This window comes from Xanthobacter oligotrophicus (assembly GCF_008364685.1).
In the GTDB taxonomy this organism is placed as follows: Bacteria; Pseudomonadota; Alphaproteobacteria; order Rhizobiales; family Xanthobacteraceae; genus Xanthobacter; species Xanthobacter oligotrophicus.
Map to the genome: position 1 here is coordinate 382,086 of NZ_VTTL01000004.1, position 13,847 is coordinate 395,932.

General features: G+C 67.5%; 13 protein-coding genes. 7 read left to right on the forward strand and 6 right to left on the reverse strand.

Features of this window, described 5'->3' with window-relative positions:
* Positions 1-67: 67 nt before the first annotated feature.
* The gene (thrS, locus tag FZ033_RS08735) at positions 68-2,050 is read right to left on the reverse strand and encodes a threonine--tRNA ligase (RefSeq protein ID WP_149575755.1); all 1,983 of its coding nucleotides are present in this window, start codon (positions 2,048-2,050) and stop codon (positions 68-70) included.
* 446 nt (positions 2,051-2,496) lie between these two features.
* Here thrS and FZ033_RS08740 point away from each other — a divergent pair, with 446 nt between their 5' ends.
* The 3 genes from FZ033_RS08740 to FZ033_RS08750 all read left to right on the forward strand — a co-directional run bounded on the left by FZ033_RS08740 (position 2,497) and on the right by FZ033_RS08750 (position 5,376).
* A complete protein-coding gene (locus tag FZ033_RS08740; protein WP_149575756.1) occupies positions 2,497-3,129 on the forward strand; it encodes a L,D-transpeptidase in 633 nt (210 codons plus the stop codon).
* A gap of 40 nt (positions 3,130-3,169) precedes the next feature.
* Positions 3,170-4,183 (forward strand): amino acid ABC transporter substrate-binding protein, encoded by a 1,014-nt coding sequence (locus FZ033_RS08745; protein WP_149575757.1) that lies wholly within the window; start codon positions 3,170-3,172, stop codon positions 4,181-4,183.
* Positions 4,184-4,347: 164 nt separating this feature from the next.
* A complete protein-coding gene (locus tag FZ033_RS08750; RefSeq protein ID WP_149575758.1) occupies positions 4,348-5,376 on the forward strand; it encodes an MBL fold metallo-hydrolase in 1,029 nt (342 codons plus the stop codon).
* A gap of 32 nt (positions 5,377-5,408) precedes the next feature.
* On the opposite strand, the gene cutA is transcribed toward FZ033_RS08750, so the two are convergent.
* Positions 5,409-5,735, reverse strand: a complete 327-nt coding sequence (gene cutA / locus FZ033_RS08755; protein WP_149575759.1) for a divalent-cation tolerance protein CutA — start codon at positions 5,733-5,735, stop codon at positions 5,409-5,411.
* A gap of 183 nt (positions 5,736-5,918) precedes the next feature.
* On the opposite strand from cutA, the gene FZ033_RS08760 reads away from it, so the two are divergent.
* The 3 genes from FZ033_RS08760 (at position 5,919) to FZ033_RS08770 (ending at position 9,397) form a co-directional block, all read left to right on the forward strand.
* Entirely contained in the window at positions 5,919-6,701 is a 783-nt protein-coding gene (locus FZ033_RS08760) for an NAD kinase (protein WP_149575760.1), read from the forward strand.
* An 89-nt stretch (positions 6,702-6,790) separates the two neighbouring features.
* On the forward strand, positions 6,791-8,209 hold the full coding sequence (locus tag FZ033_RS08765; RefSeq protein WP_149575761.1) for an MBOAT family O-acyltransferase: 1,419 nt from the start codon (positions 6,791-6,793) through the stop codon (positions 8,207-8,209).
* A gap of 78 nt (positions 8,210-8,287) precedes the next feature.
* Positions 8,288-9,397, forward strand: coding sequence for an alginate O-acetyltransferase AlgX-related protein (locus FZ033_RS08770; RefSeq protein ID WP_149575762.1), 1,110 nt, complete (start codon positions 8,288-8,290; stop codon positions 9,395-9,397).
* 7 nt (positions 9,398-9,404) lie between these two features.
* On the opposite strand, the gene FZ033_RS08775 is transcribed toward FZ033_RS08770, so the two are convergent.
* The 4 genes from FZ033_RS08775 to folE all read right to left on the reverse strand — a co-directional run bounded on the left by FZ033_RS08775 (position 9,405) and on the right by folE (position 12,986).
* Positions 9,405-10,043 (reverse strand): flavin reductase family protein, encoded by a 639-nt coding sequence (locus FZ033_RS08775; RefSeq protein ID WP_149575763.1) that lies wholly within the window; start codon positions 10,041-10,043, stop codon positions 9,405-9,407.
* A gap of 195 nt (positions 10,044-10,238) precedes the next feature.
* On the reverse strand, positions 10,239-11,357 hold the full coding sequence (locus tag FZ033_RS08780; protein ID WP_149575764.1) for a patatin-like phospholipase family protein: 1,119 nt from the start codon (positions 11,355-11,357) through the stop codon (positions 10,239-10,241).
* A 286-nt stretch (positions 11,358-11,643) separates the two neighbouring features.
* A complete protein-coding gene (gene hisI / locus FZ033_RS08785; RefSeq protein ID WP_149575765.1) occupies positions 11,644-12,138 on the reverse strand; it encodes a phosphoribosyl-AMP cyclohydrolase in 495 nt (164 codons plus the stop codon).
* A 119-nt stretch (positions 12,139-12,257) separates the two neighbouring features.
* Positions 12,258-12,986 (reverse strand): GTP cyclohydrolase I FolE, encoded by a 729-nt coding sequence (folE, locus tag FZ033_RS08790; protein WP_149575766.1) that lies wholly within the window; start codon positions 12,984-12,986, stop codon positions 12,258-12,260.
* A gap of 381 nt (positions 12,987-13,367) precedes the next feature.
* Between folE and FZ033_RS08795 the strand changes: the two genes are divergently transcribed.
* Complete coding sequence (locus FZ033_RS08795; RefSeq protein WP_149575767.1) at positions 13,368-13,844, forward strand: iron-sulfur cluster assembly scaffold protein; 477 nt, start codon at positions 13,368-13,370, stop codon at positions 13,842-13,844.
* The last annotated feature ends 3 nt before the right edge of the window (positions 13,845-13,847 follow it).

A 13,847-nucleotide genomic window follows, 5' to 3' on the forward strand; every position in this document is an offset into this window, starting at 1 on the left:
CAGGACGCCCCATAGAAAAAGGCGGGAGGCCTGAGCCACCCGCCCTTTCCATTCGCGTTCAACGTGCTCACGCCGCCTGCTGGGCCTTGGCGAGAGCCTTGCGCTTGAGATCCGGCGGCACCGCCTCATCCACCAGCGCCGCAACCACCTCGTCCAGCGTTCCGCCGGTCTGGGCGTTGGAGCCGAGGCGGCGGATGGAGAGGGTGCGCTCGGCCGCCTCCTTCTTGCCCGCCACCAGCAGCACCGGCACCTTGGCGAGGGAGTGCTCGCGCACCTTCAGGTTGATCTTCTCGTTGCGCACGTCGAGTTCCACGCGCAGGCCTTCCGCCTTCAGCAGCTCCGCCACCTCGGCGGCATAGTCGTCCGCATCCGAGGTGATGGTGGCCACCACCACCTGGGTGGGGGCGAGCCACAGCGGGAAGTGGCCGGCGAAATGCTCGATGAGGATGCCGGTGAAGCGCTCCATGGAGCCGCAGATGGCGCGGTGGATCATCACCGGCGTCTTCTTCTGGCCGTCCGCGTCCACATAGAAGGCACCGAACCGCTCCGGCAGGTTGAAGTCCACCTGGGTGGTGCCGCATTGCCATTCACGGCCGATGGCGTCCTTCAGGGTGTATTCGAACTTGGGGCCATAGAAGGCGCCCTCGCCGGGCAGGATGCCGGTCTTGATGCGCCCGCCCGAGGCGGCCTCGATCTGGCCGAGCACGCGGGTCATCACCTCTTCGGCGTGGTCCCACACGGCATCCGAGCCCACGCGCTTCTCGGGGCGCGTGGAGAGCTTCACGACGATCTCCTCGAAGCCGAAATCGGCGTAGGTGGAGAGGATCAGGTCGTTGATCTTCAGGCACTCCGCCGCCATCTGCTCCTCGGTGCAGAAGACGTGGGCGTCGTCCTGGGTGAAGCCGCGTACGCGCATGAGGCCATGCAGCGCGCCGGACGGCTCGTAGCGATGCACCGCGCCGAATTCGGCAAGGCGCAGAGGCAGATCGCGGTAACTCTTCAGACCATGCTTGAAGATCTGCACATGGCCAGGGCAGTTCATGGGCTTCAAGGCGAACACGCGCTCGTCCTTGGTCTCGTCGCCCGCGGACTGCACCTTGAACATGTTTTCCTTGTACCAGCCCCAGTGGCCGGAGGTCTCCCAAAGAGAGGCGTCGAGCACCTGCGGGGCGTTGACCTCGCTGTAGTCGGCCTTCAGGCGCCGGCGCATGTAGGCCACCAGCTCCTGGAACAGGGTCCAACCCTTGGGGTGCCAGAACACCGTTCCGGGGCCTTCCTCCTGGAAGTGGAACAGATCCATCTCGCGGCCGAGGCGGCGATGGTCGCGCTTCTCCGCCTCCTCCAGGCGATGGATGTAGGCGGCAAGCTCCTTCTCGTCCTGCCAGGCGGTGCCGTAGATGCGGGTGAGCATCGGGTTGTTCGAATCACCGCGCCAATAGGCGCCGGCCACCTTCATCAGCTTGAAGGCGGTGCCGATCTTGCCCGTGGAGGGCATGTGCGGGCCGCGGCAGAGGTCGAACCACTCGCCCTGCTTGTAGATCTTCACGTCCTGGTCGGCGGGGATGGCGTCCACCAGCTCGACCTTGTAGCCCTCGCCCTTGGCGGCGAACACGCGCTTGGCCTCGTCGCGGGTCCACACTTCCTTGGTGAAGGGCCGGTCGCGGGCGATGATCTCGCGCATCTTCTTCTCGATGACCGGCAGGTCCTCGGTGGTGAAGGGGGCATTGCGGGCGAAGTCGTAATAAAAGCCGTTCTCGATCACCGGGCCGATGGTCACCTGCGTGCCCGGCCACAGCTCCTGCACCGCCTCGGCCATGACGTGCGAGCAGTCGTGGCGGATCAACTCCAGCGCGCGCGGGTCGTCGCGGGTGACGATCTCCAGCTTCGCGTCGCGGGTGATGGGCTCGGAAAGGTCGGTGAGCGCGCCGTCGAGGGTGACGGCGACCGCCTTCTTGGCCAGGGATTTGGAGATGGCGGCGGCGATGTCCGCGCCGGACGTCCCCTCGGCATAGTCGCGCTTGGCGCCGTCGGGGAAGGTCAGGGAAATCATGAGGCAACTCCTTGCCGCCCACTCCTGCGGACCACGCAGGTAGGCGTCTTTTCATGGTCACGCGGGTCTTTTAAGCGAGAGCGGGTGCCCGCGTCCAGAACGGGGGATTGAGGGGGCTGGCGGGCAGTGTTCACGCGGATGTGCCCAGGTGGATACCGTTCGGCAACGCTTTGGGTGGAAAATGCTGCACTGCCCGGGCCGCAATCCCCCTTTTCCTCGCGCGCGGCCTCGGCTAATCCCGTGAGCGGGGTCGTGAGTGTTCGCCATGCCGGCGTCGTCCGACCGGACCTGATGGATCGGGTCCGGACCGGGGGCAGGGCGGTTCACGCCGGGGAGGGGAATGGGTTGGCCACGGAGCGGAATGTCCTGCCCCGCTTCCGACCTATTCACGTGTCACCGCTGTCAAAAGGGCGGATTCGCCCTCGGACGCGTAAAGAGAGGCCGGCATGATGCCATCCACGTTCAAGACCTTGACCTTCGCCGCCCTGCTCCAGGTCGGCGTGTTCGCCTTCGCTTCCGCTGCCAGCGCCCAGATCGGCCCGCGCGGCGCGCCGGGCGCCGTGATGGACATCGACGACCAGCCGGGCCTCGAGGCGCCGCAGGACGACTACGCCCAGATGGACCCCGCCTTCCGTCGCCAGCCGGTGTATTTCCGTACCACCGAGAAGCCCGGCACCATCGTCATCCACACCAACGAGCGCTTCCTGTACCTGGTGCAGGGCGACAACCGCGCCATGCGCTACGGCATCGGCGTGGGTCGCGACGGCTTCCAGTGGTCCGGCCTCAAGAGCATCGAGCGCAAGTCCGAGTGGCCCGACTGGACCCCCCCGGCGGAGATGATCCAGCGCCAGCCCTACCTGCCGCGCTTCATGGCCGGCGGCCCCGGCAACCCCATGGGCGCCCGCGCGCTCTACATCAGCGGTACCGTCTACCGCATCCACGGCACCAACCAGCCGCAGACCATCGGCTTTGCCGTGTCCTCGGGCTGCTTCCGCCTCGTGAACAGCGACATCATCGACCTCTACGGCCGCGTGCCCGTGGGTACCAAGGTCGTCGTGCGCCAGCAGGCCGCCCTCTGAGGGCGGTCCTTTTTCTCCTTATTTCTCACTGGGGGCATTCATGAAGACGATCCTGGCGCTTCTCGCCGGCGCCACCCTTGCGCTTGCCGCAACGGCGGCCTCGGCGCAGACCCTGAAGACGGTGAAGGACCGCGGCGAACTGGTCTGCGGCGTGTCCAAGGGCCTGCCCGGCTTCTCGGCGCCCGACGCCTCCGGCAAGTGGACCGGCTTCGACGTGGATGTGTGCCGGGGCCTCGCCGCCGCCATCTTCAACGACCCGAGCAAGGTGAAGTTCGTGCCGCTGTCGGCGGACGAGCGCTTCCCCGCCCTCTCCAAGGGCGAGATCGACGTGCTCTCGCGCAACTCCACCTGGACGCTGGAGCGCGAGGCCAAGCTCGGCCTGCTGTTCACCGCCATCAATTATTATGACGGCCAGGGCTTCCTGGTGCGCGACTCCCGCAAGGTCACGTCCGCCCTGGAGCTGGACAAGTCCAAGGTCTGCGTCCAGGCCGGCACCACCGCCGAGGACAACACCAAGGACTATTTCGCCGCCAACGGGATGACGCTGGAACTCGTCACCCTGCCCACCAGCACCGACCTGGTGAAGGCCTATGAAGAGGGCAAGTGCGACACCCTCACCACGGACGTGTCGCAGCTTTATGCCCTGCGCCTGACCATGGCGAAGCCGGCTGACCACATCGTGCTGCCCGACGTGATCTCCAAGGAGCCCCTCGGCCCCGTGGTGCGCCAGGGCGACGACCAGTGGTTCAACCTCGTCAAGTGGACCATCTTCGCCACGATCAACGCCGAGGAACTCGGCGTCTCCACCGCCACCATCGATGCGGCGCTCGCATCCAAGAAGCCGGAAGTGCGCCGCCTCGTGGGCACGGACGGCAATTACGGAGAGCAGTTGGGCGTGACTAATGATTTCGTCGTGCGCATCGTGAAGGCGGTGGGCAATTACGGCGAGAGCTTCGAGCGCAACGTGGGCGCCGCCTCCAAGCTCGGCATTCCGCGTGGCATCAACCAGCTGTGGAGCATGGGCGGCATCCAGTACGCCCCGCCGGTGCGCTGAGGCGCATCCGTCCCGCACAATCCGTGGTTTGAAAGGGCCGGTCCGTTTGCGCGGGCCGGCCCTTTCTGCTCGCGGCGATGTGAGAGCGAAATGCCGCTGCGGCATCGACCTTGCGATACCGCCTGCCTAATCTCCCCTCGTCTTCATGCAGCGAGGAGAGATTGATGACCGAGGTTTCTCGGCGGACCCTTCTGGCCGGAACGGCCGGTGCCACGGGCGCCATGCTCGCGGGTGCCGGCACACTGGCCGGCGGCCTTGTGGCAGGAAGCGGAATGGCACATGCACAGACTCCTCCGGCCGCGCCCGCTGCCGCCGCGCCGCAGGCCGGGCAGGTGCCGAGCGCCTATCGCTACAAGGTGGGCGACGTGGTGGTCACCGCCGTGTCCGACGGCATGCGCACCATTCCCCTGGCCGACACCTTCGTGCGCAACCAGCCCCGCGAAGCCGTGAACGCTGCCCTGAAGGCGGCCTTTCTGCCGGAGAACGAGGTTCCCATCTCCTTCACCGTGCTGCTGCTCGACATGGGCGGCAAGCGCGTGCTGGTGGATACCGGAAACGGCGGCAAGCCGGGTCCGGTAGGGCAGGTGCGCTCTACCCTCGCCGGTATCGGCGTCGATCCGGCCACGGTGGATCACGTCATCATTTCCCATTTCCACCCGGACCATATCAACGGCCTCCTCACCCCGGAGGGCGCGCCGGCCTACCCCAATGCGCAGGTGAGCGTGCCGGCGCGCGAATGGGCGTTCTGGATGGACGAGGGCCAGATGAGTCGCGCCCCCGACGGCCTGAAGCCCAATTTCCAGAATGTGCGCCGCGTGTTCCAGCCGTTCGGCGACAAGGTGGAGCGCTACGCCTGGGACAAGGAGCTGGCCCCCGGCCTCACCGCCGTGGGCACGCCCGGCCACACGCCGGGGCACACCTCCTTCACACTCGCCTCGGGATCGGACGCCCTCTTCATCCAGTCCGACATCACCAACCTGCCGGCGCTGTTCGTGCGCAATCCCACCTGGCACGCGGTGTTCGACATGGACCCGGTGATGGCGCAGGAGGTGCGGCGCAAGACCTATGAGCGGCTCGCCGCCGAGCGCACGCAGGTGGCCGGCTATCACTTCCCCTTCCCCGGCGCCGCGCACCTGGAGAAGGACGGCGAGGGCTTCCGCTACATCCCGGTCTACTGGCGCCCGGTGCTGTGAGCCGGCGGGGCTCGTAGCGCGGGGCTTCCGCCTCAGGCCGGTGCATCCGCCACCTCGGCGCCGATCCAGCCGAGATAGGCGGCAAGCCCGCCCTCCACCGGCAGCACCAGGATGGCTGGAATCTCATAGGGATGGCGGGCGCGCACCGCCTCCACCACATCGCTCGCGCGGGCGGCGGTGGTCTTCAGGATCATCACCACCTCGTCCGCGCGCTCGACCTGCCCCTCCCAGCGGAAGATCGAGACCATGCCCGGCAGGATGTTGGCGCAGGCGACGAGCCGCGCCTCCACCAGCGCACGGGCGACCTCTTCCGCGGCATCGCGCGAGGGGAATGTGGTGTAGACGAGGCGCTGCTGCATGGTCTTCTCCCGATCCGGCGGCACTTCATAGCCGATGCGTGGCCGGCGGCGAAGGCGACTGGCCGGACATGGCATCCGCCCGTGCCGACGCCTCGACAGACGGCGGCCGGGCCGCTAGACCACAAACCCCATTCCCCGCGTGCCCGGCGCTCAGCGCCGGATGCCGACCAGGCCGCCGCACCCATGAGCGAAGCTCCCCGCCGCTTCAACAGGATCGCCTTCGTCGCCAGCCAGACGCCGGAGGCGGAGGCCGCGCGGGAGCGCCTGATGGCGCGCTATGGCGCGGTGGAGCAGGAGGAGGCGGATGTCATCGTCGCCCTCGGCGGCGACGGCCTGATGCTGCAGGCCCTGCACCGCTTCCGCGATCGCGGCCTGCCCATCTACGGCATGCATCGCGGCTCGGTGGGCTTCCTCATGAACACCTACCGGGAAGAGGGGCTGGTGGAGCGCCTCACCGCCGCCCTTCAGGTGACCATCCATCCCCTCATCATGGAGGCGGTGGACGCCAGCGGCACCCGCCACCGGGCGCCGGCTTTCAACGAGGTGTCGCTGCTGCGCCAGACCTACCAGGCGGCCAAGCTGCGCATCTCCATCGACGGCCGGGTGCGGCTGGAGGAATTGATCTGCGACGGCGTCATCGTGGCGACGCCGGCCGGCTCCACCGCCTACAACCTCTCCGCCCACGGGCCGATCCTGCCGCTGGGCACGGCGCTTTTGGCGCTCACCCCCATCTCGCCGTTCCGGCCCCGCCGCTGGCGTGGGGCGCTGGTGCCGGACAAGGCGCGCATCGACATCGCGGTGATGGAGGCCGACAAGCGTCCGGTGAGCGCGGCGGCGGACCATTTCGAGGTGCGCGACATCATCGCCGTCTCGGCCCGGCTCGATGCCTCCTCCTCCATCGACATGCTGTTCGATCCGGACCACGGGCTCGAGGAGCGTATCCTGCGCGAGCAATTCGTGTATTAGAGGCGGCCGGACGGAAGGGCTTCCGTCCAGATGTGTCGAGCGCTCCCGCGTGCTCGCGTCAAAAAGGGCATAACGGCTTCCGGCGGTCCATGGTCTTCTCCTCGGTCACCTTCCTCTTCTATTTCCTGCCGGCGTTTCTGCTGTGCTACTTCGCGACGCCGGGCGTCCGGGCGAAGAACCTCGTCCTGCTGGCCTTCTCGCTGGTCTTCTATGCCTGGGGCGGCCTTGCCAACGTGGCGGTGCTCGCCGTCTCCATCGTCGGCAACTACCTGTTCGCCCTCTTCATCGACAAGCGCAGCGAGCGCTGGCGGCTGAGGATGCTGGCGCTGGCCGTGGCCGCCAACCTTTGCGGCCTCATCGCCTTCAAATATGCCGGCTTCCTGGCGCAGAACCTGAACGTGCTGCTCGATCCCCTCGGCGTCGCGCTGCCGGTGGTGCATCCGGCGTTGCCGCTGGGCATCTCCTTCTTCACCTTCCACGCCATCTCCTACCTCGTGGACGTCTACCGCCGGAAAGCCGGGGCCAACGGGCGGTTCGAGGAGATCGCGGTCTACATCACCATGTTCCCGCAGCTGGTGGCCGGCCCCATCGTGCGCTACTCCACCATCGAGCACCGGATCCACACGAGGCGCACCACGCTCGGGCGGGTGTCGGCGGGCCTGCGCATCTTCATCATCGGCCTGTCGTGGAAGGTGCTGATCGCCGACGAGGTGGCGCCCGTGGTCGCCGCCGTGTTCGACAACACGCCCCACCCCAATCTCGGCGAGGCGTGGCTCGGCCTCACCGCCTATGCGCTGCAGATCTATTTCGACTTCGGCGGCTATTCCAACATGGCCATCGGCCTTGCCATCGCCATGGGGCTGAAGTTCCCGCGCAACTTCAACCTGCCCTATGGCTCGCGCTCCATCAGCGACTTCTGGCGGCGCTGGCACATGAGCCTGTCCAACTGGTTCCGCGACTATGTGTACATTCCGCTGGGCGGCAACCGGGCGGGTCATGTGCACACGGCGGTGAACCTGTGGACCGTGTTCCTGCTCTGCGGCCTGTGGCACGGGGCGAGCTGGACCTTCGTGATCTGGGGCATCCACCACGGCACCTTCCTGGTGCTGGAGCGCACCCGCTTCGGCGCCGCGCTGAGAAAGGCGCCGCGGCTCGTGTCCCACGCCTATGTGCTGTTGGTGGTGCTGTCCGGCTGGGTCTGGTTCCGTACCGATACGCTGCCCGCCGCCATGGAGCTGTTCGAGGGACTGGTGGGGCTGAACGGCGTCGGCCCGCTCGCCGCCCAGCTGCAGGTGACGCTGAAGCCCGTCACCATGGTCATCATGGTGCTGGCCTGGCCGCTCGCCATGTTCGGCCTGCCGCGCCCCGGCGCGCGGGCGCTCAGTCCCAGGGTGCGCCTTGCCCTGTTCGGCACGGTGGATACGCTGGTGGTGTGGGCGCTGTTCGCCCTGTGCGTCCTCTCGGTGGGCGCGGCGACCTATTCGCCCTTCCTCTATTTCCGCTTTTAGAGTTTTTCGTTTGGCGCATTTTCTTCACGCGAACCGGTACCCACTTCGCTCGAAAATGCTTTTGCAGGGGGACAGACCATGCCACTGCTGATGTCCTTCCGCCGCTGGTGGGCCGCGATCTTCGTGGGCATCCTGCTGCTGCCGGCTCTCGGCCATTTCCTTCCGGACGTGCCGGCGCCCATGCGCACGGTGCTGGCGCCGGAGGCGCGCTGGTGGGAAGACGCGGCACGCCGCCTCGACCCCTACATCAACAATACCTTCGGCTTCCGCGGCGCGGTGCTGGGGGCGAACCGCTCGTACGTGCGCTTTATCGGCGACAGCCAGAGCAACCGTGTGGTGGAGGGCGAGCACGGGACACTCTTCCTCAACGAAGACAAGGCTCTGGAGCAATCCATCGGCCAGTTGGTGCGGCAGGATGCGGTACGCAAGACGGCGGATTTCCTGGAGCACCTGTCCCACACGGTGACGGCTATGGGCGGGTCTTTCGCCGTCGTGGTCGCTCCCAATGGGCACACCACAAATGCCAAAGACCTTCCGGCCTATGCGCGCCGTCTGATCAGGACACCAACTGAATATGATCTGATGGCCGAGGCCCTGCGTCACCGCGGCGTGACCTTTGTGGATGTGCGTCCCATCTTTGCTGAGGCTCAGAAGACCGGCCCCGTGCATCTGCGCTACGACACGCATTGGAATCATCGCGGCGCGCTGCTCGCGTTCAACGCGGTCATGGCAGCCGTCGGCCGACCTGATCTCGAGGCCGATCCGGTCGACGCGCTCGAACCGGCCGAGCTCATTTACTCGGGCGACCTCCAGCGCATATCCGGCAGAAGGGAGCCGACGGTGCCGGACGTTCAGTACCCGCCCAAAGGGCCGATGGTGCTGCCGCCGGCGCTAGAGCCGCTGCCCGGCATGATCCTCCCATCTCCCACGACGGATATTTACCTTCCGCCAGGCTTCAAGAACCGGGCCTACCGCAGCGGTCACGCGGGGCCGCGGATCCTGGTCCTAGGCGATTCGTTTACGTTCGACCCTTGGCTCGCGCTCATGCTCTCGCGCGCATCTGACTATGTCTGGGCGCACCACGCGGCCTGCCGCTTCGATACGGGAGTGCTGGAGCGCTTCCGGCCCGATATCGTCATTTACGCGCCGACTGAGCGAGCCATGCTGTGTCAGGGGTGGAAGAAGTGAGAACGCCTCACCCCACCGGGGCGCGGGCCTTCATGTCCATGCCGCCGCCGGGCGGGCGCTCGCGCTCGATCAGGCGGTCCACCGGCGCGTAGTCGAGATAGCCGCAGCGGGCGATCACCTTCAGCGCCGCGATGTCCACCCGCCCGTCGATGATGGCGGCATCGTCGATATGGACCCCGACGATCTCGCCGATGATCATGTAGGCGTTGGCCTCCACCCCGTCGCGGCCGCGCGGGCGGAAGGTCTCCACATAGACGCATTCCAGCGCGCAGGGCGCGGCGGCGACGCGGGGCGGCTTGACCAGCCGCGACGGCGCGCGGGCGATGTCCGCGGTGTCGAACTCGCTGAGGTTGCGGGCCACGGGGGCGGAGGTGAGGTTCACCTTGTCCACCAGGTCGAGGGTGGCAAGGTTGCACACGAACTCGCCGGTGGCCTCGATGTTGGCGAGGCTGTCCTTGGCGCCTTGGGACGAGAACATGACGAGGGCGGGCGTCTCGCTGATCATGTTGAAGAAGGAATAGGGCGCGAGATTCGCTACCCCGTCCGGGGTGAGCGAGGAGATCCAGCCGATGGGCCGGGGGGCGACGATGGCCTTCAGCGGCGCGTGGGGCAGGCCGTGATTGCGCTTGGCGGGCTCGTAGAACATCGCTGTGCTTTCGTGGGTCGACAATGCGCCACCTTATACCATCGGCCTCGGTCGGCGACCGAGGCCAAGTGGGCACGCTCAAGCGCCGCGCGGGCTTGACCAATGGCTCATGAGCAAAGTTCACGGGCCATTGATATGAGCCGTCGGCGCGCGCTCGTTCACCGCGCCCGGCGCATGGCTCGCGGGGCCGCCCCTTCAGGCGCCCAACGCCACCATGGCGTCCTGGATGTCGGGGAGCGCGCGCTCCGCCGCCTCGACCCCGGCGGCGATGGCTTCCCGTGCCCGGGGAAACTCGAACAGGCCGATTTTCCCGAGCTTGGGGGAGAGCATGATGTCGGGCGGGTCGCCGGCCAGCCGCGAGCGGGCGATGCGGTCCTGGGTGATGTTGAAGGCGTCGATCATCACGGTGGAGAGCCCGCGCGGCCCGTCGCTGGCGTGGCTGCCGTGGCCGGCGAAGAACTGCCGCTTCAGCCGCTCCGGGCTCAGCATGGCGGCGATGCCTTCTTTCTTCTCTCCCAGCGCCGCCTCGGCCACCCGCTCCACCACGCCGCCATGGTCCTGGATGACCGTGCCGTGGCCGAACACGTCGGCATTGAGATTCACCGCGATGACCATGCGCGCCCCCATGGCGCGGGCGGCGGAGACCGGGACGGGATTGACCAGCGCCCCGTCCATCAGCCAGCGCCCGCCCACCTTCACCGGGGTGAAGATGCCGGGCAGGGCGTAGGAGGCGCGGATCGCCTCCACGAAATCGCCGCGGGTGAGCCAGATCTCGTGGCCGGTGCCCAGCTCGGTGGCGATGGCGGCGAACACCACCGGCAGGTCCTCGATGGAGACCTCGCCCACGTTCCGGCGCATCAGCTCTACCAGCCGCCGGCCGCCTATAAGGCCCGCCCCGCCCAGGGCGAAATCCAGCAGTCCCAGTACATTGCGCTTGGTGAGGCTGATCGCCCACTCTTCCAGTTCGTCGAGCTTTCCGGCGGCGGCGATGCCCCCCACCACCGCGCCGATGGAGGTGCCGGCCACCACGGCGGGGTGGATGCCCGCCTGCCGCAGCACCTTCAGCACGCCGATATGGGCAAAGCCCCGCGCCGCGCCGCCGCCCAGCGCGATGCCGATGGCGGGGCGACCCCGGTCGCGGTCTCGTATGGGCCGGTGGGCGGGGGTGCCGAAATCGGGAGGCGCGCCGTCGTCGGTGGCGCCGGGGGGCTTCGGGGGGGAGCCGGGGGGAGAGCGCGTCGGCGACGCGGTTTCCGGGCCGGCCGCTTCGGGGGCGGCCGCCGGGGTCGAGCGCCAGTGGAGGGACTGGAACATGCGCGCCTCCTGGAGCCGGGTCCGATCAGCCTGAACCAGGCTGATCGGTAAATCCGTCCCTGAACCTCGAGACAGAGAACGCGGTGTCCGCCCCGCTTGCGATGGCAGGATCGGCGCGTGCTCCAGAGCCTGGCAGCAGGTTACTAATTTCCGGTGTCGGAAGCGTGGCGCTGTTTTACCGTTTAAAAGCATTTTCGAGCGAAGTGGACACCGGTTCGCGTGAAGAAAATGCGTTGAAACAACAGTCTAGAGCGATTCCCGCGGGTAAGGGCGAGCGGAAAACGCTCTAGTGGTCGTGACCGTGGCCGTCCTTGCCGTAGACGGCGGCGGGATCGAAGCGCGGCGCATCGCCGGTGAAGGCGAGCCGCACTTCGGCCGACGGCGTCACGCCCAACGGTACCGTGCGGTAGAAACAGGAGCGCCTACCGGTGTGGCAGGCAGCGCCCGTGCCGCCCATCTCCACCTTGATCACCACCGCGTCCTGGTCGCAGTCGATGCGCATCTCCCGCACCTTCTGGGTGTGGCCGGAGGTCTCGCCCTTCTTCCAGAGCTTGCCGCGGGAGCGGCTGAAATAATGCGCCTCGCCGGTCTCGATGGTGAGGGCGAGGGCCTGCGCATTCATGTGGGCGAGCATCAGCACCTCGCCGGTCCCGGCATCCACCGCCACGCAGGTGATGAGGCCGTTGGCGTCGAAGCGGGGGGAGAGGATGGTGTCCTCCTCCAGCGCCGCGCCCTTGCCGGCGGCGGGGAAGGCGAAGGCGGGTGTGGTCTCGGAGCTCATGGTCTCTCATCGAACGGAACGGGGCGTCCCCGCATGGCAGGAACGCCCCGATGAAATGTGAATGTCAACTGTGCCCTAAGTCAGGACCTGCGGTCAGGACCCGCCTTCAGGACCTGTTTTCAAGACTTGGAGCGCACCAGGGTGATGAAGCGCACCTGCTCGGCCGGGTCGTCCCGGAACACGCCGGTGAACTGGGTGGTGAGGGTGGAGACGCCCTGCTTGGTGATGCCGCGCATGGACATGCACATGTGCTCGGCCTCGATCATCACCGCCACGCCGCGCGGGCGCAGGCCTTCGTCGAGGGTGGTGGTGATCTGCGAGGTCAGGTGCTCCTGCGTCTGCAGGCGGCGGGCGAAGATGTCCACCACCCGCGCGATCTTGGACAGGCCCACCACCCGCTCGACCGGGAAATAGGCGATATGCGCCTTGCCCACGAACGGCACCATGTGGTGCTCGCAATGGGAGTGGAAGGGAATGTCGCGCACCAGCACGAAATCGTCGAAGGTGCCGATCTCGCCGAAGGTGCGCTCCAGCAACTCTTCGCTGTCCTCGCCATAGCCGGAGAACAGCTCGTCATAGGACTTCACCACACGCTTCGGCGTGTCGAGCAGGCCTTCGCGGGCGGGGTCCTCGCCGATATAGGCGAGCAGGGTGCGCACGGCGGCTTCCGCCTCCTGCCGCGAGGGGCGAGGGGTGCCATCCGGCAGCGGGGGATGAACCTTGGGTACCGGGGGCGCGCCATCCGGCCGCGCCACAACCTTGGAGGCAGCCTTGGCTGCCGCCTTGAGCTTGCGCTCACGCTCTTCGTTCTCGGCCTGCGCCTTGAACAACTTCACAACCGCGTCCATGCCCAACTCCGTTCGACCCGCTCCCGGCAGCGCCCATCAGGGCCAACCCGTGGAAGCGGGAGTGTCACCGGTCGTCGGCTACGCATGCGCGGTGTCGCTCAAACCGCGCCCCGCCGGTTTATCCGGCGGCGGCTTTGCCGTCCGTATCCTGTTCCGAGATCCGAAAAGCCGGACCTAGAATTATGATGGGGCCGAATGCCCGTTTTCGCAAGGGCGGCGCGCCGGGCGGAGGTGTCGCGATGCCGTGCACGGCTCGTGCGCCGGCCGCCCTTCCGCCCGTTGCTCCCGAGGCTATATAAGAAGCTTGAGCCGGCAGGGCGCATGCCCGCGCCGCCCGTCCTTCGCAACCGACCCGCCCCCCGAGGGCAGGGGAAGCCGCCCATGATCAACGACGTCTATAACGCCCGCATCCTCGCCCTCGCCGCCGATATCCCGCGCATCGGCCGGCTTGCCGCGCCGCAGGCGAGCGCCAAGGCCCATTCGCGCCTGTGCGGTTCCACGGTGACGGTGGATCTGGTGCTGGACGGCGACCGGGTGGCGGATTTCGCCCACGAGGTGCGCGCCTGCGCCCTCGGCCAGGCCTCCTCCTCGCTGATGGCGCGCCATGTGATCGGCGCTAGCACGGCGGAACTGCGCGCGGTGCGCGAGGCCATGTGGAAGATGCTGCGCGACAATGGCCCGCACCCGGACGGCCGCTGGGACGAGTTGAAGGTGCTGGAGCCGGTGCGCGACTACAAGGCCCGCCACGCCTCCACCATGCTCACCTTCGACGCGGTGGTGGACGCCATCGACCAGATCGAGGCCGCGCGCGCCGCCAAGGATCAGCTCGCCGGCGAAGCCGCTTCCGCGACCAGCTGAGAC